Source organism: Bacillus sp. FSL M7-0558 (assembly GCF_038003245.1).
In the GTDB taxonomy this organism is placed as follows: Bacteria; Bacillota; Bacilli; order Bacillales; family Bacillaceae; genus Bacillus; species Bacillus pumilus.
In genome coordinates this window covers 793,368-816,837 of sequence record NZ_JBBOOU010000001.1, presented here as the reverse complement: position 1 = coordinate 816,837, position 23,470 = coordinate 793,368, and the positions used below count along the sequence as shown (strand labels likewise).

At 43.5% G+C, this 23,470-nt stretch carries 20 protein-coding genes and 1 pseudogene; 8 read left to right on the top strand and 13 right to left on the bottom strand.

All coding sequences use genetic code 11. The features are described from left to right. Positions 1-12: 12 nt before the first annotated feature. Positions 13-1,671 carry a pyridoxal phosphate-dependent decarboxylase family protein gene (locus MHB79_RS03875; protein ID WP_340989062.1) on the bottom strand — a complete coding sequence of 553 codons (1,659 nt, stop codon included), beginning with the start codon at positions 1,669-1,671 and terminating at the stop codon, positions 13-15. 579 nt (positions 1,672-2,250) lie between these two features. Between MHB79_RS03875 and MHB79_RS03870 the strand changes: the two genes are divergently transcribed. Beyond that, positions 2,251-4,233 carry an LTA synthase family protein gene (locus MHB79_RS03870; RefSeq protein WP_050944801.1) on the top strand — a complete coding sequence of 661 codons (1,983 nt, stop codon included), beginning with the start codon at positions 2,251-2,253 and terminating at the stop codon, positions 4,231-4,233. Between the two features lie 100 nt (positions 4,234-4,333). Beyond that, positions 4,334-4,921: a YjgB family protein gene (locus MHB79_RS03865; protein WP_268459389.1), complete on the top strand. Its 588-nt coding sequence runs from the start codon at positions 4,334-4,336 to the stop codon at positions 4,919-4,921. A gap of 45 nt (positions 4,922-4,966) precedes the next feature. Here MHB79_RS03865 and MHB79_RS03860 read toward each other — a convergent pair whose 3' ends face one another. Next, the gene (locus MHB79_RS03860; protein WP_003214123.1) at positions 4,967-5,470 is read right to left on the bottom strand and encodes a DoxX family protein; all 504 of its coding nucleotides are present in this window, start codon (positions 5,468-5,470) and stop codon (positions 4,967-4,969) included. Between the two features lie 194 nt (positions 5,471-5,664). Between MHB79_RS03860 and MHB79_RS03855 the strand changes: the two genes are divergently transcribed. Next, the gene (locus tag MHB79_RS03855) at positions 5,665-6,423 is read left to right on the top strand and encodes a DUF817 domain-containing protein (RefSeq protein ID WP_226804769.1); all 759 of its coding nucleotides are present in this window, start codon (positions 5,665-5,667) and stop codon (positions 6,421-6,423) included. Between the two features lie 18 nt (positions 6,424-6,441). Here the strand turns inward: MHB79_RS03855 and nagE are convergent, their stop codons facing one another. Then, entirely contained in the window at positions 6,442-7,806 is a 1,365-nt protein-coding gene (gene nagE / locus MHB79_RS03850) for an N-acetylglucosamine-specific PTS transporter subunit IIBC (protein WP_050944804.1), read from the bottom strand. 187 nt (positions 7,807-7,993) lie between these two features. Between nagE and map the strand changes: the two genes are divergently transcribed. The 3 genes from map (at position 7,994) to MHB79_RS03835 (ending at position 9,301) form a co-directional block, all read left to right on the top strand. Next, positions 7,994-8,743 carry a type I methionyl aminopeptidase gene (map, locus tag MHB79_RS03845; RefSeq protein WP_003213886.1) on the top strand — a complete coding sequence of 250 codons (750 nt, stop codon included), beginning with the start codon at positions 7,994-7,996 and terminating at the stop codon, positions 8,741-8,743. A gap of 124 nt (positions 8,744-8,867) precedes the next feature. Next, positions 8,868-9,029 (top strand): hypothetical protein, encoded by a 162-nt coding sequence (locus MHB79_RS03840; protein ID WP_003214360.1) that lies wholly within the window; start codon positions 8,868-8,870, stop codon positions 9,027-9,029. Between the two features lie 134 nt (positions 9,030-9,163). Next, on the top strand, positions 9,164-9,301 hold the full coding sequence (locus MHB79_RS03835; RefSeq protein ID WP_003214303.1) for a YflJ family protein: 138 nt from the start codon (positions 9,164-9,166) through the stop codon (positions 9,299-9,301). Positions 9,302-9,343: 42 nt separating this feature from the next. Here the strand turns inward: MHB79_RS03835 and MHB79_RS03830 are convergent, their stop codons facing one another. Next, the gene (locus MHB79_RS03830; protein WP_340989059.1) at positions 9,344-9,994 is read right to left on the bottom strand and encodes an MOSC domain-containing protein; all 651 of its coding nucleotides are present in this window, start codon (positions 9,992-9,994) and stop codon (positions 9,344-9,346) included. A 122-nt stretch (positions 9,995-10,116) separates the two neighbouring features. Here MHB79_RS03830 and MHB79_RS03825 point away from each other — a divergent pair, with 122 nt between their 5' ends. After that, positions 10,117-10,389, top strand: coding sequence for an acylphosphatase (locus MHB79_RS03825; protein WP_226805323.1), 273 nt, complete (start codon positions 10,117-10,119; stop codon positions 10,387-10,389). Between the two features lie 27 nt (positions 10,390-10,416). Here the strand turns inward: MHB79_RS03825 and MHB79_RS03820 are convergent, their stop codons facing one another. Both MHB79_RS03820 and MHB79_RS03815 read right to left on the bottom strand, forming a co-directional pair. After that, positions 10,417-11,523 carry a nitric oxide synthase oxygenase gene (locus MHB79_RS03820; protein WP_335365592.1) on the bottom strand — a complete coding sequence of 369 codons (1,107 nt, stop codon included), beginning with the start codon at positions 11,521-11,523 and terminating at the stop codon, positions 10,417-10,419. Between the two features lie 104 nt (positions 11,524-11,627). Continuing rightward, a complete protein-coding gene (locus tag MHB79_RS03815; RefSeq protein ID WP_340989056.1) occupies positions 11,628-12,185 on the bottom strand; it encodes a PadR family transcriptional regulator in 558 nt (185 codons plus the stop codon). A 112-nt stretch (positions 12,186-12,297) separates the two neighbouring features. On the opposite strand from MHB79_RS03815, the gene MHB79_RS03810 reads away from it, so the two are divergent. After that, positions 12,298-12,783, top strand: a complete 486-nt coding sequence (locus MHB79_RS03810; protein WP_050944807.1) for a phenolic acid decarboxylase — start codon at positions 12,298-12,300, stop codon at positions 12,781-12,783. Between the two features lie 72 nt (positions 12,784-12,855). Here the strand turns inward: MHB79_RS03810 and MHB79_RS03805 are convergent, their stop codons facing one another. From MHB79_RS03805 to ribD, 7 genes and pseudogenes are all read right to left on the bottom strand, one after another. Then, on the bottom strand, positions 12,856-14,487 hold the full coding sequence (locus MHB79_RS03805) for a M14 family metallopeptidase (protein ID WP_253622847.1): 1,632 nt from the start codon (positions 14,485-14,487) through the stop codon (positions 12,856-12,858). A 179-nt stretch (positions 14,488-14,666) separates the two neighbouring features. Beyond that, positions 14,667-15,965 carry a citrate:proton symporter gene (locus tag MHB79_RS03800; RefSeq protein ID WP_050944809.1) on the bottom strand — a complete coding sequence of 433 codons (1,299 nt, stop codon included), beginning with the start codon at positions 15,963-15,965 and terminating at the stop codon, positions 14,667-14,669. 191 nt (positions 15,966-16,156) lie between these two features. Further along, entirely contained in the window at positions 16,157-17,137 is a 981-nt protein-coding gene (locus MHB79_RS03795; RefSeq protein ID WP_340989053.1) for a tripartite tricarboxylate transporter substrate-binding protein, read from the bottom strand. A 3-nt stretch (positions 17,138-17,140) separates the two neighbouring features. Continuing rightward, the gene (locus tag MHB79_RS03790) at positions 17,141-17,839 is read right to left on the bottom strand and encodes a response regulator (RefSeq protein WP_170966035.1); all 699 of its coding nucleotides are present in this window, start codon (positions 17,837-17,839) and stop codon (positions 17,141-17,143) included. A 3-nt stretch (positions 17,840-17,842) separates the two neighbouring features. Further along, entirely contained in the window at positions 17,843-19,438 is a 1,596-nt protein-coding gene (locus MHB79_RS03785; protein WP_339207317.1) for a sensor histidine kinase, read from the bottom strand. Between the two features lie 138 nt (positions 19,439-19,576). Then, a pseudogene (locus MHB79_RS03780) lies at positions 19,577-21,693 on the bottom strand (exosporium glycoprotein BclB-related protein). 631 nt (positions 21,694-22,324) lie between these two features. Beyond that, entirely contained in the window at positions 22,325-23,410 is a 1,086-nt protein-coding gene (gene ribD, locus MHB79_RS03775; protein WP_339206818.1) for a bifunctional diaminohydroxyphosphoribosylaminopyrimidine deaminase/5-amino-6-(5-phosphoribosylamino)uracil reductase RibD, read from the bottom strand. Positions 23,411-23,470: the final 60 nt, after the last annotated feature.

Sequence of the window (23,470 nt, the reverse complement as noted above, 5' to 3'; positions counted from 1 at the left end):
CTCAGATTTGATTTAAGCATGTACATGTTCAAATTGTCCACAAACAGATGCGATCACATCTTTTAAATAAGATACGATATGTGGGATATGCTCTGGTAACGTATAAGGTGAGATGACAAAAAACTTACTAACGCTTAGATAGAATTCTTGTCCTTCTTTTGCATTTACAAGTAAAAACTTCGTTGTATCACCAAAGAACATTTCATCTCTTTTTTCTCCAAGCTTTTCAAACAGCATTTTGTTCAATTCATTGTTCCGCTCAATTTCCATTGCCGTTGCTTCGCCTGAACTTTCTTCTTGAAAGCGCGGTGAGCCGTCTAGGTAAATTCTAAATAATGTAGCCATTCCGACATTGTCATCATTTACGACTTCTGCTTGCGGAATTTCTTGACTGAGTGCTTCTCTGAAGGCAAGGTTCACCTCTAAGAATTGACCGAGCAAGCGCTGGTAGCCTTCAACTCCAAACGTTAACAGCACACTCAGCATACTGATCGAGCTTCCCATTCTTGAGCATTCCAGCGTATAACCTGTATGGTATTCGCCGTAGCCTCTATGACCAACGTATGGTGTCTCTTGTTCTTCCAGATCTAAACGCTTTAGGTCTGCCGCGTTTTTCACTAAGAATAAACTAGATGTGTAAGGTGTTTGGCCGAGCTTTTGAAAGTCAAAGCACATCGTGTCAGCAAGAGAAAGATGCTGGAATTTCGCTTTGATTTCTTTTAACATACGAAGAACACCGTCTGAGAATTGCAGCGGGTTTTCAGCTAGATCATACTCATTAAAGAAAGCAAAGAATCCGCCGAGCGCTGAATCCGCATGAATATGCGGCACCTTTAGACCATACTCCTCAGCAATGGCTTCTGCTGTTTCACGTACCCCTTTTACATCATCAATTGCAATGGCATCTGTTGTTCCGGTTGTTGCGACAATATAAACGGGAATTCCGCCATTTTGTGCAACACGTTCCATTTGACAACGCAAATCTTCCATATCCATCGAATGATCTTTATTCGTTTTAATTCTGATCAAGTTGTCTGTGCCAAGTCCTGTTGCTTCCATTGACTTAAATAAGCTGTAATGTGCCGCATCAGAACAAAACGCATAAAGGTTTTGTGGAACACCTTTTCGCAGTGACTCCGGCGCAGCTTTTGCAATCGCTAAACGCAGTCCTGAGAAAATGGCTCCTTGACCTCCCCATGTTGTATATCCCCCGCTCACACTTGGATCATATCCGATGAGCTTAGACATCATTGAGACCACTCTGACCTCAGCTTCCGCTCCTGCTGGTCCATAAACATCCCATAGGTTGTTTCCATTTACCAGCATCGCCGTCAGCATGCCTAGAATTCCTGGTGTACTTGCCATTGGCAAAATGTTCGTGAAGAAATACTTTGTGTGGTAAGGATGGTTATGTAAAAGCTTCAGTAATTCTTCATTCACAAGTTCCGCTTGTTGGCCGTTCAACGGAATTTGACTTGTTTCAGTGAGCTTTTGGTAAAAATCCTCCTCACGATTCTTTTCACCCTTTAGGTGAGCACGGTTCGGATCTTTCAGGTGATCGACCCCTGAAACAATCTGCTCCATCAATTTGATGAGTTCTTTACGCTCTGCTGCATTTCCGTCCTCACTCGGAAACCAGTTCTGAACGAGGTTGTTTGCTCGTACAGTCATATACTATCAATCCTTTCAATGGAAGATTTCCTGTCAAAGTCTATATCGACCCCATTTCAAAAGTTTATAGTCTCGAAATGTTCACTTAAGTATATTTAGATAATTTGTTCATTCATCAAAATAAATAAAACCCTTACAAAACACATAAAAACCATTATATTGATGAAACAAAAAAATATATCGATATATCTTATATTAGGAAATTTCATCCATGTCCTTTCTCTTTTCTTCTTCTCATTTTTTTTACTTAACCTGCATAAACATTAAGAAACACTGGAAATACACTCTAAATCATCATTGTAGAAACCAAATTAATTCTTTAGACTCGTGCCTTTTTACCTGTTTTATTGATATAGCAACTGGAAAACGGCTGAATTTTCTGTTAATAATAGGATGAATTTCATAAAAAGTTTTTCGAAGAGCGAATATTTTCGTTTTCCACCCTTTTATTGCGCGGACGAGCTGCTAGACACTCTTCGCCGGTTATCACTTTTCTATTTGATCATTTCATGGTATATTCTAATGGTTCGTTTTCTTTCGTTCCGCCTCTTCCGTGTATCGGAGAAAAGGAGTGTTTTTATGAAAACATTTATTCAAAAACGAGGCCTCGGCTTCTTTGTTATTGCAGTCATTTTACTGTGGCTCAAAACGTATTCAGCGTATTTAATTGAATTTAAACTTGGTATATCAAATGTGCTTCAGCATATTTTGCTTTTCGTGAATCCTATTAGCTCCAGCTTGTTCTTTCTTGGCTTTGCTTTATTGTTCAAGAAAAAATGGCAGCCTGCCGCTATCATTGTGATTCATTTTTTCATGTCTTTTTTACTATACGCAAACATTGTGTACTATCGATTCTTCAATGACTTTATCACGCTGCCTACCGTGATGCAGGCAGGAACGAATGGCGGACAATTAGGTGATAGTGCATTTTCACTCATGCGTTGGACTGATATGTTTTACTTTATGGATACCATCATTTTGATCGTACTCGCAGTCCGCATGAAAAAGAAGCAGCAAACAAGTACAGCTACTGTACCTGTTCAAAAGTCAAAATCGTTTAGACTCGTCCTTGTGTCCTCTGTTGTCATCTTTGTGATGAATTTAGTCGCTGCAGAGATTGATCGTCCAGAGCTTTTATCAAGATCATTTGACCGCAATTATTTAGTGAAATATTTAGGTGCTTATAACTTTACTGTGTTTGATGCCATTCAAAATGTGAAATCAAACAGCCAGCGCGCTCTGGCAAATTCAAATGACGTGACAGATGTAGAGAACTATTTAAAAGCGAACAGCGCTGATCCTAACCCGGCTTATTACGGGAAAGCGAAAGGCATGAACGTGATTACGATTTCTCTTGAATCTCTGCAAAACTTTGTCATTGATTACAAAGTAAACGGAAAAGAAGTAACGCCATTCCTTAATTCATTGGCACACAACAACAAAACGTTTTACTTTGATAACTTCTTCCATCAAACAGGACAAGGAAAGACGTCTGATGCTGAATTTATGATGGATACTGGGCTCTTCCCATTATCCCAAGGCTCTGTTTTTATTAACAAAGCGCAAAACACGTATCAAGCACTTCCTGGCATTTTGAAGAAGGATCAATACACGTCAGCAGAGTTCCACGGCAATACAAAAACCTTCTGGAACCGTAATGAAATGTTTAAGTCGTTTGGATATGACAGATTTTACGATTCTGAGTATTACGATATGAACGAGCAAGATACGAAGAACTATGGGCTGAAAGACAAACCATTCTTCAAAGAATCTATGCCAATGCTTGAAAACTTGAAGCAGCCGTTTTATTCGAAATTTATTACGTTATCGAACCATTTCCCATTTGGAATGGATGAAGGGGATACCGATTTTGAACCTGGTGACTTCGGAGACTCTGTCGTCAATAACTATTTCCAATCGGCTCATTATTTAGATGAAGCGATTGAACAGTTCTTCAACGACCTGAAAAAGTCTGGACTCTATGACAATACAGTCGTCATTATGTACGGAGACCATTACGGCATTTCTGAAAACCACAATGAAGCGATGGAAAAAGTGACAGGACAAAAAATCGGAGATTATGAAAATGCGCAGCTCATGCGCGTACCGCTCTTTATTCATGTACCAGGCGTAAAAGGCGGACAGATTCATAAATACTCTGGTGAAGTCGATGTCGCACCAACCCTTCTGCACCTGCTTGGTGATGATACGAAGAACTATTTAATGTCTGGTTCTGATATCTTATCGAAAAATTTCAAGGAGCTAGTGCCATTTAGAAATGGTGACTTCGTCTCTAAGGATTACACAAAAGTAGGCAATAACTATTACAGCAACAAAACAGGCGAGAAAATCGAGCCGACTGATAAGGCATCACAAGAAAATGAAACGGTGAAAAAGATGCTTGAGACATCTGATAAGATCGTCACCGAAGATTTACTCCGTTTCTACAAGCCTAAAGGCTTTACACCGATTGACCGCAATCAATATGACTATACAAAGAAAGTACAGGATGAAGAAGATTCCTCTTCCGCCAAAGATAAATCCGGCACTTCATCAAAATAACTTTCTCATTTTAAGAACCAGCCGATCCATGATCAGCTGGTTCTTTTTACGTTTGACTCCTATTGCACCGGGTATAGAAAGAAGAAGGAGGGATTTTATCATGAAGAAAACAACCGCTTTTGTCATGACTGCTTCACTCGCTACGTCCTGCCTCATTGGATTCAGTCCTGCAGTCTCAGCACACGCCATGACCAAAACAGCAGTCGAACAATCCGTTCCTCAAGGTCCGAAAACCGCACTAAACAACATTTATGAGCTGGCACATAAAGGACAAATGCCGTATTATGCAAAAGGTCTTAAAATTGGAGTTCAAACAAAGATGGATGTCCATCATAAACTAGGAAATCCATATCCAGAAACAGGTCAAAGCAGCTTTGATTTGTATCATGCTGAAATGGGGAATCCGGGATTTGCTTTTCATTATGATGCAAAAGGCAAAATTGACGAAATCCGTTATTTCGGTACAAATGTAGAAAAAGAAACGAATATCGGCGGAATGACCCCTTCCCTATTAAAGAAACAACTTGGACAAGCAGGTTCGGTCAGCACCATCCCACAGACAAAAGAGAAAAAATACGTGTATCGTACTGGAGATTATGAGCTGGAATTTATCGCCGGCCATGACCCAGATATAAATCAGCAGAAGCTCACCGTCCTGCATATTAATCTGGTGAAAGCTGATTCCTAAATAAAAAAAGCATCCTGAGCAGAAGCTGAGGATGCTTTTTCTTTATTATGAAGCCACTTCTAAATGCGGCTTTCTTTTCATAGTTCGTTTCAAGACGGGACCTGCGACATAATCAAGTCCAAATTTGCCTGCATTTCCTTTCGCAGCCATGATGACGATGGCAATGAGCAGAAGAAGCGGGTTGACAGAGACGGTACCAGCTAGTAAGAAAGAGACATTCATCATGCTTCCGAAAAACGCTGCGGTTGTTGTGAATAATCCAACAATTAATCCTAGACCTACTAAAATTTCTCCCCACATGACCATGGCACTGAATAGTCCAGCATTCGGCAAAGCGACATTTTCTAAAAACCATACATAGAACGGATACACAAGGTTTCCATCTTTGACAACAGGTTCAGCTATCGCAAATTGTAAATATCCTGATGCATCGAATCCGCCTGTTAGTTTTCCTATACCAGATGTGAGCCAAGTCCAACCGATATAAAGTCTTGCTGCCAAAAGGATAACCGCTGCCCATACATTCGTTTGTAAGAATTTTGTAAACATGATGATGCCTCCCTTTAATTTATGTGAATTTCTTCACATTTTCTTTATGATCTTATTATACTATGTTAAAACTAATTTGTGATCTTTTTCACATACATATTCACAAATTGTTCATGAATATCTAGTTGAGGTAACTTTTCCCTTGCTAAATCCGTCTTAGTCATTTCAGACAATGAAAAGAGGTTTCATTTTGTATGAAAACATTATTCCAGTTTGCTTACTTACAGGCGATGTCGTGTCTATTCCCCGTCATGATCTTTGCGGCGCTTGCCCTATCAAAGATAGTGACGATTCCTTTTCTACACCGGTATGATTTCATTCTACTGCTTTGCCTTCTTGCCCAGATACTCATGCTGACGCTTCGGCTGGAGACATTGAATGAATTGAAGGTGATCTGTCTATTTCACATAATAGGTATTGGCTTAGAATTGTATAAAGTTCATATGGGTTCTTGGTCCTATCCTGAAGAGGCTTATATGAAGGTATTTGGGGTTCCGCTCTATAGCGGGTTTATGTATGCGAGTGTAGCAAGCTATATTTATCAGGCACTGTCCCGGCTTCACGTGCAGGTCAGTTCATGGCCCCATCCGTTTCTTTCAATTGGGATTAGCTTGTGTATTTATCTCAATTTTTTTACGCATCACTGGCTCTATGATGTCAGGTGGTGGCTGACATTACTGCTTGTTGTCGTATTTCGAAAAACGTCCGTCTCGTTTCAGGTTGGCTCTTCTACCTTCCGAATGCCGCTTGTCGTCTCTTTCTTGCTGATTGGTTTCTTTATTTGGATTGCCGAAAATGTCACCACCTTTTTAGGGGCATGGCAATATCCAAATCAACAGCACGCTTGGTCTCTCGTCCATCTTGGGAAAATCAGTTCTTGGTTTTTACTTGTTGTGATCAGTATTGTGCTCGTCATTGAACAGCGCAAACAAAAAAACGTTCAGCCCATTTGACCTGGCTGAACGCTTTTTTTAATCTCGATCGACTTCCTTGCGAAGATCATCTGCGACAAATTCTACATTCGTTCCAATGATGATTTGTACGGAGGTTTTCCCTGAAGTCAGTACCCCTTTGGCACCTGCTTTTTTCAATGTGCCTTCATTTAATAAATGTGTATCTTCTACTGTTAAACGCAGGCGGGTGGCACAATGATCAATGGCGGTGATATTGTCTTTGCCGCCAAGTCCCTCTAAAAGTATACTCGCACCTGCCGTCTTCGTATCATCGGCTGCAATATCTTCAATGTCCTCATCTTCTCTACCCGGTGTTTTGAGCTTTAACAGTTTAATGAGGAAATAGAAAACGACAAAGTACACAATGCCATAAAGCACCCCAACCCCAAGCAGCATGAGTGGTTTTTGTGCAATGCCAAAGCTTAAAACGTAATCAATTGCTCCTGCTGAAAAAGCGAAGCCGCTATGAATCCCGAGAATGTTCACAATAAAGAGCGAAAGACCCGTTAGTACAGCATGGACACCATATAGGAGTGGAGATAAAAACATAAATGAAAATTCAATTGGTTCAGTAATCCCTGTAATAAATGACGTAAGCGCCATCCCAATCATCAGGCCAGCCGTTGCTTTTCGCTTTTCAGGCTTTGCGGTCACAATCATGGCTAAACATGCCGCTGGCAGACCGAACATCATCACTGGGAAGAAACCAGTCATAAAGACACCCGCGCTCGGATCTCCTTTAAAGAATCGCGCTAGATCTCCTGTTGCCCCGCTGAATTCCCCGAATTGAAACCAAAATAAGTTATTCAGCACATGATGAAGCCCTAATGGAATGAGCAAGCGGTTAAAGAAACCAAACAGCCCTGCACCCGTTGCACCAAGACTTAAAATCCATTCTCCTAAACCATTGATCCCGCTTTGAATCGGAGGCCATACAAATCCGAAAACGGCTGCTAATAAAATGGTGAAAAGTGCGGTCATAATCGGCACAAGCCGTCTTCCGCTAAAGAAACCTAAGTATTCGGGCAGCTTCGTATCCTTGAAGCGATTGTACACATAACCTGCCAATAGCCCGCATAAAATACCGCCCAATACCCCCATATTGTTCGTTGAATTAATCGACGTTGTACCAGCTGATAAAATAAAATAAGAGATTGCACCTGATAATGCCGCTGCCCCGTTACCATCCTTTGCAATGCCGATCGCTATCCCCATTGCAAAAATTAAAGCCAAGTTTGCAAAAATGGCATTTCCAGCCGCATGAATAAACGGGATATCGAATACATCCTCCCGCCCAATAGCCAAAATAATCCCTGCTGCTGGAAGTACAGCGATTGGAAGCATAAAAGATTTGCCTAGCTTTTGAAAAAACTGAAACACCATTTGCCTTCTCCCCCTTTGTCATCATCATGACTAAACGTCCATGATGCTCATAAAAAATATATCATATGCACATCTAGTTATCTATACCAATTTGTCCACATTCATTTGAATTCCGCTCTTTACTCTTTTTGCGTAAAATGTGGTAAGCTATTGAATAGAATGAAGTTATAGAAAGCGGGAATGAACAGTGATTGTCAAACATGATCATGAGTTAGAAGCCTTAAAAAAAGTCGGCCGAATTGTCGCTTTGGCAAGAGAAGAAATGAAAAGCCAAGCGAAACCAGGCATGTCTACAAAAGAACTAGATTTGATTGGGAAAAAAATATTAGAAGAACATGGGGCGAATTCAGCACCCGAAAAGGAATATGACTTCCCTGGGACGACTTGTATCAGCGTGAACGATGAAGTTGCTCACGGTATTCCAAGTGAAAAAACCATTTTACAAGAGGGCGACCTCATCAATATTGATATCTCAGCAGAGCTGGACGGCTATTATTCCGATACCGGTATTTCATTCGTATTAGGTACAGGTGATGCTCGTCTTGAAGCATTATGCCAGTGTGCAGAGGATGCATTCCTTGAAGGATTAAAGCATGCAAAAGCCGGTAAAAGACAAAACCAAATTGGCCGTGCGGTCTACAATACAGCAAAAGAACAAGGATTTACTGTCATTAAAAACCTGACAGGACATGGTATTGGGAAAAATCTGCATGAAGCACCTAACCATATTTTGAACTATTATGATCCATTCGATAATGCTTTGTTTAAGAATGGCACCGTGATCGCCTTCGAACCTTTTATATCAACAAATGCTGAATCGATTTATCAAGCTGATGACGGCTGGACCTTTAAAACACCAGACAAAAGCCTTGTCGCACAGATTGAACATACCATTGTCATCACAAAAGACGAACCGATTATATTAACGAAGCTATAAGCCAGCTGATCCCCTTCTTCATTGGAGGGGATCCTTTTCGTTTCCCTTTCACGAATCTGTCATGACTAAACAAAAATGCCTGTGGTAAAATAGGCAAAGATATGCGAAAGGGGTCTTATTTGATATGTGGTTCATCATCATCGGCGTTATCTTTTTGATTGAAAGTATTATCTTAACGGTTGTAGGTATTAAGAAAAAACAATCCATGATGACTTATCTTGGTATTGTCATCATGATTATGACGGTCGGCATGATCATCGTTACCCTCAACCCGCCAAATTCATAAATGATCATTTCCAGCATATACATGGATCATAGGAAGATAGAATCAGTTTTCATTTATTCATACCTGCACACTTTTCACGTCCTTTTTTGAGATGTTACAATGCAGGCAGTTTCAATTGAAAGGAGTTTTCTATCATGCATTATGGTAGCAAAGGCTGGTATGTCGAAGAATTAAAGAAGCTTGGTGTGACCAAGCATGAAGGAAGAAAGCTTCAAAGCTTAAAAACATATTTCCTTGCAAATCTTCTTGAGCAAAAGAAACCTAGCTCATAAGCGCTTAAAAGCCGTACATCTTATGCTGATGTACGGCTTTTTTTAAATGGGCTGAATTCGTTTTTCTAAAGACTTCCTCACGACATCTGCTAAGGCATCTACTTCAAGAACGGCTTTTAGCCTCTCTGGACTTGTTTGACGATATTTGACCTCGTTCACTTCATGGACTGTAATGTGATGAGGTGCTTTTTCTACTAATACAAGAGAAGCATCAGCAGGCACTAAGCCTTCTCTCAGCACCCGTAAATAAAAGCCGGTATACCCCGTTTGCTGTACTTCCTTTACAAGCTTCATGTTGCCATGCTTAAAAGCTAGTTTCACACACGGCTGTCTTGGCTGGCTCACTTCAACAAGTGCTTCTCCAAGCTGAAATACATCGCCAATCCGCACTTCTGTTTCAACTAGTTGGTGCACGGTCACATTCTCACCGAAGGCAGCTTCCTGTAACGGAACCCCTAAAAACTGCTCAAAATAAGCATAATGATCGTATGGAAAGACGCAGACGGCTTTATCATATCCTCCATGATGAACCAAATCACCTTGACCATCTCCCTCAAAATTGACCTTACTCAAATAGACAGGCTCATGAATTCGCTTTTTGTTGATGGCTGTTTTGATTTCTTTTCCGTTTGCATAGGTCGTGATGGGTTGTCCTACTTGAATTCCTACTATGTCGTATCTCTTCTGTCCCACGATGACCATCTCCTTTGATTGTCTCATGGCTATTATTTTACATCGTTAGACAGTGAAATCATAGTCGATGCGTGAAGGTCAGTTAGATGCTATGGTACGATGAGAAAAAAGGAGAGATGACATTGATTCATTATCATGCCATTGTCACAGGACGGGTGCAGGGAGTCGGTTTTCGCTATTTTGTACAAGGAGAAGCCGTCAATCGCGGGATGAAAGGCTGGGTACGCAACACAGATGAAGGGCATGTCGAGTTAAAGGTAGAGGGTGAGCAGCAGGAAGTGCTTGATTTCTTAAAGACCGTCCGGAAAGGAAGCCCTTTTTCAAAGGTCACAGATATGCAGATGGAGCCGCTCACTGAGTTCGCTCATTATAAGGATTTTCGCATCAAGGGATGAAGTTTTCATAAAAAAACCTAGCTTTCGCTAGGCTTTTTCTGTTCCATGATAGGGCTTTTCCTGATAAAAATAATTCGGCTTCACAATGGTATTGTCGTAATGCTTGTGGAAGATGTGGGTAGCAGCTGGTGATACCGGTGGAATCAGCCAAGTCCAGTCCCCAGTCAGCTTACGGTCAGCCTTTTCTTCCTGCTTTTCGAACTGTTTGAATTGATGTGCTGCTGTATGGTGATCAACAATGGTCACCCCTGCTTCTCTGTAAGAATGGAGAACCGCCACATTCAACTCGACAATGGCTTTGTCCTTCCAAAGCGACGCATTCTTTGTCGTGTCCAGTCCTAAAATCGAAGCGACTTTTTTCAGCATATTGTAGCGATTTTCATCGGCTAGATTACGTGCGCCAATTTCTGTGCCCATATACCAGCCATTAAACGGCGCTGCATTGTAATGTATACCACCAATCTCCAATTTCATATCAGCAATAATCGGAACGGCGTACCATTTCAGTCCTAAATCACGAAATCCTTCATATTCAGGATGGGTAATCTCGACTTCTTGGACGATTTCTTTCGGAAGCTCATACAAAACTGGCGGTTGATCCTTTAGCTGAAACATGAGAGGCAGGATATCAAAATGCGTGCCTTCCCCTTTCCAGCCATGGGCTTCACACAACTTTGTTAATTCAAGAGAAGCCTCGTCGCCGATGATGCCGTACTCCGTCTCATAGCCTGCATAACGAACGAGCTGATGATTATAAATGACGACTTCCTTTTGCGCATGATTTTCTGGAGGAAAGATCGTAATGGATGGTTTGATTTTCCCATCATTGGTCGCATACTCAATATGATGAAAGAGTGCCTCTTTCACCTCTTCTTCTGTCTTCACATGACGACAGTCGTGAACATGCAGGGTTGACCAAAATAAACGGCCAATGCAGCGGTTGCTGTTGCGCCACGCCATTTTCGCCCCATGCGCCAATTCCTCTTGTGTGTGAGTATACATCCCTTTAGAGTTAATTTCTTGTTTTATTTCATGCAGACGTGCTGCTTTCTCTTCATTTGACTTGCCCAATTCTTCATAGCATACAGAAATAAAAGCTTCTGCTTCATTCCACAACGCTTCTTGATTACTCAAACATACTCGCCTCACTTTAATACGAATATATCCATTGTAGCGGTTTCTATTTATAAATTCACTAGTTTCAAACCATTTTTTATCATATCATCCGACCATTGTCCTTAGAGCGAGGATGAAACAATCCGTTTAAGGGTTTGCTCGAGCCAGCGGACATAGCCTTTTTCTCTTTCAATTGCCCTTGTCAGCACTAAGTAATGCCCAAATTGCGCTGAATGAAGCGATTCAGCCCCAGGATCTTCCTCTGTTAACGCATGCAGCTTCTGCTTTAGCATGTCGACTTTCTTCGTGCGCTCTAGCAGTTGATGTGTAAACAGATCAGCCGCTTCTTTTTTGTCCATGGAGGAGATGAAAAATGTTTTGAGCATGAATTCATCCTTTGTTGTTTCTGGGATCGGGTCTTTTGTCCTTAACCACTGATGCAATGCTGCTTGCCCCGCCTCTGTGATTTGATAAACCTTCTTCTCCAGCTTCTTTCCTTGTATACGAACATCAAATTCAATAAACCCTTCTTCTGTGAGCCGTTTCAGCTCAGGGTAAATTTGGCTATGCTTCGCGCTCCAAAACTGTCCAAGGGAATCCTTAAAATGTTTGGTGATATCGTATCCAGTCAGCTCACACTGATCTAGTAAACCAAGAATGGCATATTTCAAAACTCTCATGATGTGCCTCCAACGTTTATTCTTTGACAATAGTATACCACAGGCTTTAAAATAAACATGTAAATCACGACATGTTTGAAACAACATCATTCTAATGAAAGAAGGAATCAACATGGAACAATTCGTTGGACTTCATATGATTTATACGTATGAAAATGGCTGGGAATATGAGATTTACATTAAAAACGATCACACCATTGATTACCGCATTCATAGCGGAATGGTTGGAGGCCGCTGGGTCCGTGATCAAGAAGTGAATATTGTGAAGCTAACAAAAGGCGTTTACAAAGTTTCTTGGACAGAGCCAACTGGGACAGACGTCTCTCTGAACTTTATGCCTGAAGAAAAACGCATGCATGGCGTCATCTTCTTCCCAAAATGGGTGCATGAACGTCCAGATATCACAGTTTGCTATCAAAATGACTACATCGATCTCATGAAAGAATCTCGTGAAAAGTACGAAACATATCCGAAATATGTTGTTCCAGAATTTGCGGACATTACGTATATCCATCATGCAGGTGTAAATGACGAAACCATTATCGCCGAAGCACCATATGAAGGCTTGACTGATGAAATAAGAGCAGGACGAAAATAAAAAAGCAGCACGCACTGTGCCGCTTCTAGATTGTAGACAAAGGGCTAAAATGATGTTGATTTTAGCCCTTTTTTATTTAATGCCCAACGTCCTTTTAGATAGCAAGAACCGGTATACTGGCAGTTCATCGCCTACTTTTGAAGCAATAAATCCAGATGACATGTAGCTGTCTTTTGATTCTGGCTCAAGGGCAAGTGACAACAAATTCGTTTGCGGCTGCGCCGTGAAATATACCTTTGTCCCTTTTGGCAGCTGACGTTTCTTTTGGACGAGTTCTGTTTCAAGCTGAATATCTGTTTTACTCTTTTCATCTCGTTTTGTTACTTGATAGGCTTGTACCGGTACTTTTACACTGGCAGGCAATGTGACACTTTTTAACCCTAAGGTTTGAAGCTTCCGTTCTACCCCTTCATGTCCAGGTAAAACAAGATAAGCTGTCGGTCGCTCTCTCGACATGACAGGAGTAGCATCGCTCGCACTGTGAAAGCGTACAGGGACATTGATGGTCTGTCCTTTTTCAATATCTACCATTTCAAGCGAATCATCCACCGGCGCTTTGAAATCATCTTGAATGACCACTTGATCGTCATCATTCGATTGGAGACCTTTTTTCACCAGCTTCAAACGCTCCGTCACCATTTGCTGCTTCACCTGCTTTGCATGTTTCACCGTTGTTTCAATGATTTTTTCATGTGTGGTGACTTGTGCTGCGACGCGGCGGGTAAAGTCCTCTCTCCCAATGCCAATCCCTCTGCTTTCTACAAGAAAGGATAGTGCTGGGGAGAGTGCCAGAGCATTTCGACCAATTCGTGCATCCGTTCCGCCTTCATAGAGATCGATCTTTCCATCAATTCCTCTTGTGCTTGTATAATATAAATCATTTGAAAATCCTTGATTTGTTAGCGTTTCACGGACGCCGCTCACGTATAATTCATTTGACGTGAGCCGGATGCTTTCTGGAATATTCAAGTTCTTCCCTGATAAGATCAGTAAATCGTGATATTTGAGGGCTCCCGCTGAGCCGATATCTTCAAACTGCTTTTGACCCACATCGTATTCATGGGCATCAATAACTACCTCTGGCGCATACCGATTAAATTCTTGATGCAAGGCTGTCAGCTCTGGAGATTCTAATGTCATATGATCACGGTTTCCATCCATTCCGTTTGCAAGCCTGCGGTCAAACGCATAAGCACCATCAGGATTGATTCTCGGGACAATGATGATATTGACATGATTGAGTATACGCTCTCCTTCTTCACCAGCTAATCGTTTTGCGATGACGAGTGCCGATTCACCGGAGGCTGGTTCATTTCCGTGTATTTGTGCTTGAAGCCAGATCGTTGGCTTTTTTGAAAGTGGAGAAATATGACGATCCTTTGTAAAGTAGAGGGCTGGAATGGACCGTCCTTCAATGGATGTTCCAATCTGCTTCTGCGTAGCGTAAGGACTTTTGCGGACAATATCACGTAAGAATTGTTGAAGCTCTTCTTGTGTGGTGAAGGCTTCTCCTTTTTTCTGAAATGCGGGGGTATCGAACGTCTCGTCAGGCTCAGGGTATAGCTTCTTCACTGAGGCTGGCTGTTCATAACTCTTTCCATAATAAGGGGTATCTGCATGAGCTGAAGCCGGGCTCATCATCGACAAACTTCCTGCTATGAGACATACAGCAGCAAAAAGAATCGTGCCTTTTCGGTTGGACATGCTATCCTCTCCCTTCGTTGATTTGCATTATAAAGAAAAAAACAGTAAAAGTGTCAGTATTTTTCAAAAATATATCTTTTGGAGGAACAAGAGTGTTTTTGTATAGGGCAAATGAATTGAGCCTGCTCGGCAATATGACCTAAAAAAAGTGCCTGCTCACGTAGCAGACACTCTTTTATTTACCAAATGGAAATGGCCCCAATGAGTACCGACATGACCGTCATGGCAACGACTGCAAGCACAGCCCATTTCATGCCAAACTTCTGATGCTGATCCAGTGATACCCCAACAAGTCCAACAAGTAAATGAGTGGATGGAACAAGTGGGCTTAACATATGAATCGGCTGGCCAATAATAGAGGCTCTCGCGATTTCAATTTTATCAACACCGTATGCTGCCGCTGTTTCTGATAGGATCGGCAGGACCCCGTAAAAGTATGCATCATTCGGCATAAAGAACGTAAAGATTCCGCTCGTTAACGCCACAATGACTGGAATGAAGCCGCCAAGCTGCTCTGGAATGGCAGATACAATTGAAATTGCCATTTCATCGACCATTTTCGTCCCAGTTAAGATGCCTGTAAAAACACCTGCCGCAAATATCATCGAAGCAATGGCTAAGACGTTGGTTGAATGAGCCGCAATCCGCTCACGCTGCTGTTCAAGGTTCGGATAGTTCACGATAATTGCCACACAGAAAGCAAGAACAAATAGAACCGTTAAGCTGACTTTTCCTGAGACAAGAAGGAGCACCAATAACAACGTAAGCGACAGGTTAAACCACCAAAGTTTCGGCCGCTTGATGTCATCCTGTAGTGCCGCTGCCATTTCATTTGCATGAATCGGCTGTTCGAGCTCAATGACACCAAGACGCTTTCTTTCAGACTTCCCAAGAAAATATGCCACCACAATCATGCTCAAAACCCCTGCACCAATGACTGGAATCATCGGACCAAATAAAAGTGATGGATCAACGCCAAGTGCACTCGCCGCTCTAGGTGTGGCTCCTCCCCATGGAATTGTATTCATAATCCCCATGCCAACTCCGGCAATTCCCGCTAAAATAATCGGTCGGATGCCAAGCAGCGTAAATAACGGAAGCATCGCTGTTGTTGTAATCATGTACGTTGTGGTTCCGTCACCATCAAGTGCAACAAGCATAGTCAGGACAGCTGTTCCGACGACAATTTTTAATGGATCGCCTTTGACGATTTTTAAAATTTTCGCCACCATCGGATCAAATAAACCTGCATCAATCATAATGCCAAAGTACAAAATCGCAAACATGATCATGACCGCTGTCGGTGCGACTTGCTGCACACCTTTGACAATCATGTCTGAAATTTCAGTAAAATGAAAACCTGCGATAAGAGCAAATGCAATTGGTGTTAACACCAATGCCGTTAAAACAGACATACGTTTCGTCATAATCAAAACCATAAATACAACCATCATAAGAAATCCTAAGATTGCTAACACTTTGTTCACCCCTTATGTTGTATACGCTTTCATTAAATGTTGGTATCCCATTTCCAACCCTTTCTGTCATGATATCTGACGCCTGAATTGAAGTAAATATTATGAATTTTAATTCTTTTTCGGTCGATAAATGCTTTTTGTTCATTTTGTTCAAACCTTGGTTTTGATGGATTCCATGAAAAAAAGCGGTCTCACTCGACCGCTTGTTCTCCTTGAATAAACTGCTCATATCGCCTTAATTGCTCTTCCATAAAGATCTTTGCCTCTTTGCTGTTCATATAACGACTTGTCCAGCCCTTTTGCTTTAATTGCTTTTTCCAGGAATTCGTTTGTGTCATTTTTTGAAGAAGCTGATCCCATTCACGAATCTCGTGCTGATTCATTTGCTTGGGTCCCATGACACCACGCCAATGAGAAAAGATGAGTGGGATGCCTTGCTCTTTCCAAGTAGGCACATCTTCAAATCCCGCTAAACGCTGATTGGTTGTGGTCGCTATGAGTTTTAGCCTCTTCTTTTCATAATCATGACGAACCTCTGTAATCGTTGTTGTTGCTGCATCCACCTCATGGTCAATGAGCGCCTGAAATAAATCATCTGCACTGTCAAATTTCAAAAATTGAATGCGGTATGGATCAATTCCTGCCATTTCTGCCGCTCGTGCGAATGAGATTTGATCATCATTTCCAAAGTCTGGGGCAAATCCAATTTTTAAGGAATCCGGTTTCTTCTTTAGTGTGTTTAATAGCTCCTTCCCATTTGAAAAGGGAGAATCCACTGGGACTGCGACGACCTGCCACTCTTCTGCAAGAATCGCAAGTGGCGTGACATCGTTCATTGTCATGTTACTGCTGCCAAGCAAATTACGGCTTAACAATAAACTTGAATTCAAACTAATATAGTTGGTATCTCGCTCCAGCATATATGTCCATCCTTTATCCACCGTTCCGCCTCTTTGATAAAGGATATTCACCGGCCGCTTCACCAGCTTTTCCTTCTCGAGCACTGATTTCATCACTTGAGCTGTTTGGTCAAAGCCGCCGTCAGGGACACCAGACACCACAATATATAATGGACTGTGCTGTAGGAAAGAGTCACCTCCCTTTTTTTCATTAAAGGTGAGCGTCATACAAAGACATATTATGATCACGACAAGGCATATTGCTTTTTTCATCTTTTAAGACTCCGCTTGCTTTTTGGCAGGATAATATTTTCGCTCTGGTCTGCCAATGATTCCGTACGCAAGCTCTGCCCGGCATTCTCCTGTTGTCACGAGATACTCAACATACCGTCTCGCTGTTGTACGTGATGCCCCCATCTTTTCTCCTAGCTCTTCTGCTGTAATTCCATTATTCTCTGATGCCATCAATGTTTTCACCTTGTCCAAAGTCAGCGAATTGATGCCTGTAGGCAGGTCTCTGTCATCCTGTTCCTTTGGCTCTTCCTGCATCTGTCCAAAAAACAAATCAATCATCGTTTGATTGACTTCATCCTTGGAATTGATGATGTCTTTCTTCTCTTTATATTCAGTTAAAACTTGCGCAAACTTTTGTGCGGTCACTGGTTTGATTAAATAATGAACCACTCCGTATTGAAGGGCATCTCTTAAAAGTGTCGTTTCCGTAGCCGCTGTGATAATAATCACATCTATTTCTGGATAGCGTTCTCTTAAAAGCGGCAACAAGTTTGTGCCGAGCTCATCGGGCATATACACATCAAGCAAGATGAGGTCGACTTGTTCCTTTTGAAGCGCCTCCCACATATCCTTTGCACTCTTTGCCTTTCCGGCGACTTGAAATCCCTCTATTTGTTGTATATAAGATGCATGAATGGCTGCGATTCGAAAATCATCCTCCGCAATGAGTACCTTCATCACCATTTATTCCCCCTTTGTGCCTTTCGGTATGTATGCAGTGAAGATGGCACCGCCTTCTTTTTGGTTCGTTATTTCAATCCAGCCCCCAAGTTCGTCCAGCACTTCTTTGACATTGGCGAGTCCATAGCCTCGTCCTTCTCCCTTTGATGAATGTCCTCTTGTGAAAAGTTGTGAAATGGCTCCTTCATTGACACCATCCCCTGAATCAGACACCTCTATGATAATATCAAATCCAATATCTGTGATGAACAAGCTTACTTCTCTTTTCTCCTTATTCAATACAGCCTCAAACGCATTGTCTACGAGATTGCCGATGATGGTAATAAAGTGAGATAGACTTAAATGTGCTGGTAGCGGCTCCAATGAACTATTTTCATCGATGTGGAAATGTACCTTCTTCTCAGAGGCTTTCCCTAGCTTGCCAAGTAGGATGGCTTGTATTTTAGGAGATCGTATTTGCTTCATCAGTAAATCGTGCTGACGGTTTTGCAGCGTATATTCTTCCTTTATTAAGTCAATGGCTTCATCCACTTGCTTCAGCTCAAGCAAACCTAAAATGGCGTACAGCTTATTTGAAAATTCGTGCGTTTGTGCTCTCAGGTCTTCTGAATATTGGCTGACCTCTGTTAATGTATCCAACAGCTTCGTCAGCTCTGTTTTCTCCCTGAAGCTCACAATCCCTCCAAAGACACGGTTGTCCTGCACCACTTTTTTCACATTTAAGACATAGGTTTTATCATTGACAACGGTTTCGATGTTCGGTTCAATTGTCTCTGCCTTTAAATAGAAAAGGAGGTTGGCTTTTGGCAAGACTTGATCAATATGAAGCCGCAGCTCGGATGAAACGCGCAGCATGTGTTCAGCAGATGTATTCATCATCGTAATCGCGCCTTTGCGGTCAAATGCAATAATCCCTTCTTTTATCGCAAGCAGCATCGCTTCTCTTTCTCGAAATAATGAAGCAATTTCATGCGGTTCAAGACCTAATGTATCTTTACGAATACTTCTTGTTAAAAAGATCGCTCCGAATATACCAGGCAGGAGGACAAGAAGAGCAATATAGCTAAGCTTGAATAGTTGATGGGCGGTCGCTTGATCGATTTCCTTTTTTAAAAATTCGACAGTGACTGTGCCAATAATTTCTTCATGCTTGCCTGTTTCTTTCATAATCGGGGCACTGCCTCTGACAACGGTTTCACCATTAGAATCACCCGATGATATGGAGGTTCCCCCAAAAAGCAGGGTACTTCTTCCTCTAAATACACTGATGGTTTTTCCTACATTCTCATGGTTCGTATGAAAAAGGATCTTCCCTTTTTGATTGGTAATGAAGATGGCATGTGCTCTAACTTGATCCTTCATTTGCTCAAGTACTACCTGTTCTTCATTTTTCGATGCAGATGTGGCCACCGATGTTTTAATGGGCGGCATATATGAGATTGTTCTAGCGGTTTGCACCGCCAGCTGTTCTGCTTGCCGCTGCCTTTCTGAGGTCTGCAAAAAACCAAAACAAATGGTCAATAACGCAATGACAACAAGCAAAAGCCCGATTATTAATCCCAAAATTTTCGTTTGTAAAGTGACTTTCCTTTTGCCCATCCTCACCGCCACAACCCCTAATCCAACTAAATTCATCGAATAAGCTCTAAGAAAATCATATCATTTTTTCTTGCGAAGTTAAGAGAAAATTCATTCAAACAAAAAAGGACGACTCAAATTGAGTCATCCCTGTTTCAATTACGTGATGGATAAGCCTGCACTCGCATAGCCTGCTACGGTGTTAATTAAAGATAAGCCTGTTGCAGTCGCAGAGAAAACAACCAGTAATCTTGTTTCTGCTGTAACTGGCACATTCAGACCAGTAGCGATGCCGTTTGAAATAGCACCTATCGATAAAATACCTGTTAAGTCTGGAGCCAATGTGACGCTCGCTACTTGAGTGAAGCTGTTATCTGGTGTCGGTGAAGCAAATAAGCTAGCTGTTACTGTAATATTCGTGCCGACTAAAGCTAATGCTGCCGTGGTACTAAAGTATCCGGCAAATGAAGTAATGGTTCCGTCCCTTGGTACAGAGAATGCCATATTTAAAAGCGTACCTGCTGCACCTGTTAAGTCGATGATACCACCAAGTATGCTAACGCCTGTTGCAGAGCTACCAAAGCCGACCAAACTAGATGTTCCAACAAGACCGCCTGCAATTGTAGTCAAGACAGCAGGGGTACCTGATGCAAATGGAATAATCGCACTCGATCCAGTTGCTCCGGTGACTCCAGTGGCGCCGGTATCTCCTGTTGCTCCCGTTACTCCAGTCGCTCCGGTGGCTCCGGTGGCTCCAGTGACTCCAGTGGCGCCGGTATCTCCTGTTGCTCCCGTTACTCCGGTCGCTCCGGTGACTCCAGTGGCGCCGGTGTCTCCTGTTGCTCCCGTTACTCCGGTGGCGCCGGTATCTCCTGTTGCTCCCGTTACTCCAGTCGCTCCGGTGGCGCCGGTATCTCCTGTTGCTCCCGTTACTCCGGTCGCTCCCGTATCTCCTGTTGCTCCCGTTACTCCAGTCGCTCCGGTGGCGCCGGTATCTCCTGTTGCTCCCGTTACTCCGGTGGCGCCGGTATCTCCTGTTGCTCCTGTGACTCCAGTGGCGCCGGTATCTCCTGTTGCTCCCGTTACTCCGGTGGCGCCGGTATCTCCTGTTGCTCCCGTTACTCCGGTGGCGCCGGTCGCTCCGATATCTCCTGTTGCCCCCGTTGCTCCGGTCGCTCCGGTGGCGCCAGTATCTCCTGTGACTCCGGTGGCCCCGATATCTCCTGTTGCTCCCGTTGCTCCGGTGGCTCCGGTATCTCCTGTTGCTCCCGTTACTCCGGTGGCGCCAGTATCTCCTGTGACTCCGGTGGCCCCGATATCTCCTGTTGCTCCCGTTGCTCCGGTCGCTCCGGTGGCGCCGGTATCTCCTGTTGCTCCTGTGGCTCCTGTACCTGTTGCTCCTGTGGCTCCTGTGATCCCGGTTGCTCCCGTTACTCCGGTGGCGCCGGTATCTCCTGTTGCTCCCGTTACTCCGGTGGCGCCGGTCGCTCCGATATCTCCTGTTGCCCCCGTTGCTCCGGTCGCTCCGGTGGCGCCAGTATCTCCTGTGACTCCGGTGGCCCCGATATCTCCTGTTGCTCCCGTTGCTCCGGTGGCTCCGGTATCTCCTGTTGCTCCCGTTACTCCGGTGGCGCCAGTATCTCCTGTGCTCCGGTGGCCCCGATATCTCCTGTTGCTCCCGTTGCTCCGGTCGCTCCGGTGGCGCCGGTATCTCCTGTTGCTCCTGTGGCTCCTGTACCTGTTGCTCCTGTGGCTCCTGTGATCCCGGTTGCTCCGGTAACTCCAGTCGCACCTGTATCTCCTGTCGCACCGGTCGCTCCTGTACCTGTTGCTCCTGTGGCTCCTGTGATCCCGGTTGCTCCGGTAACTCCAGTCGCACCTGTATCTCCTGTCGCACCGGTCGCTCCTGTACCTGTTGCTCCTGTGGCTCCTGTGATCCCAGTTGCTCCGGTAACTCCAGTCGCACCTGTATCTCCTGTCGCACCGGTCGCTCCTGTACCTGTTGCTCCTGTGGCTCCTGTGATCCCGGTTGCTCCGGTAACTCCAGTCGCACCTGTATCTCCTGTCGCACCGGTCGCTCCTGTACCTGTTGCTCCTGTGGCTCCTGTGATCCCGGTTGCTCCGGTAACTCCAGTCGCTCCTGTATCTCCTGTCGCACCGGTCGCTCCTGTACCTGTTGCTCCTGTGGCTCCTGTGATCCCGGTTGCTCCGGTAACTCCAGTCGCACCTGTATCTCCTGTCGCTCCTGTACCTGTTGCTCCTGTGGCTCCTGTGATCCCGGTTGCTCCGGTAACTCCAGTCGCACCTGTATCTCCTGTCGCACCGGTCGCTCCTGTACCTGTTGCTCCGGTTGCACCCGTTTCACCAGCAGCTGCTAACAATGTATAATCTGGTGACGTACCTGGCGTACCTGTTGGCGGCGCTGAATTCACCACATACGTACTTCCATCGAATGTCACGACTTGACCTACTGGATAAGTTGGGGCTACCGCTGGATCAAATGCCACGATGCCAGTTAAGCCTACTCCCGTTGGACCTATCGGGCCTGCTGGGCCTACTGGACCTGCTGGACCTGCTGGACCTGCTGGACCTCTTCTGCCTGGCCGACCTTGAATGACACAAACACAAGGATCTTTTCCGCAGCAAGGATTTTTCACTGGTTTTCCTGACTTTCCTTTCTTACAGCTATCACATTCCCATCCATCATCCTTATACGCATCATACCAGCTTCCTTTTTGGTAATGGCCTTTAGAATGAGAGGGATAGGTTTTTCCGCATTGTCTACATCTTTTCATAGAATCACCCCCATCCATCGTATTCAACCTCATAGTGAAAGGTGTATGTACATTTTTATTTTTATTTGGAAAAGTTGAGAAGACCTTGCGCTCCATACACAAGGTCTTTGTTTCATTGAAATCTCATCGTCATTTTTAAATCTTTTCCTACCATACTATATTCAATATCCGCTGGACGGATCGCCTCTTTTAGTTTTTTCACACCCTCTCCTTCAAAGAAAGTAGGTGCGTCTTTCCCTCCGATCAATAAAGGCGCCATATAGATAACGGCTTCGTTCACAAATGATGCTTCTAAAAATGACGCACTCACACTGCCTCCTGCCTCAACAAGCACTGACATCACAGAGCGCTTCTTCAACATGTGTAACACATCCTGAAGATCTGTCCGATGTTCTCCGCTTGTGACAAATACTTGATGTCCTTTTTGTATCAGCTGATGATACTTTTTTTGATCGTAGTTTTGTGATGTACAAATAATGGTTTTCGCCATGTGATCTGTTAAGCATTTGGCATGAAGCGGAATTCTTAATGTGGAATCTAAAATGACACGAATGGGCTGGGTCATGATTGAATCTTTCACAATAAGACCTGCATCATCTTGAATAATCGTTTCGACACCTGTTATCACAGCATCTGCTTCTTGGCGCAATTGCTGCACTTCTTGCCTCGCTTCGGTTCCTGTGATCCATTTGCTTTCAAGTTGAGCTGTAGCAATTTTCCCATCTAATGAAATGGCTGATTTTAAGATGACGTAGGGAAGGTTTGATTGAATGAAATGAAAAAAAGGCACATTTAAGCGATCCGCCTCCTGTTTACATATTCCTTCATCTACTTCGATCCCTGCTTGTTTCAACACGGTAATCCCTTTCCCTGCTACAAGCGGATTCGGATCTTGCGTCGCAATGACTACCCGTTTCACACCACTTTTGATAATCGCTTCGGTGCAAGGACCCGTTTTCCCATGATGCGAACAAGGTTCGAGCGTTACATACAGATGAGCTCCTTCTGCCTTTTCTCCTGCCATGTGCAGTGCATGAATTTCAGCATGAGGTTCGCCCGCCTTCATATGAGCACCCATTCCAACAATTTCACCTTGCTGCACAATGACTGCACCGACAAGCGGGTTTGGGGAGGTTTGCCCTTTCATTGCCTTTGCGTTGGCAATCGCCAGTTTCATATAAAACACATCGTCTTTCATGTGAGTCTCCTTTCTTCTCTTTCAAGGGAAAGAACTCCTTCAGGAAATGAAGGAGTTCTA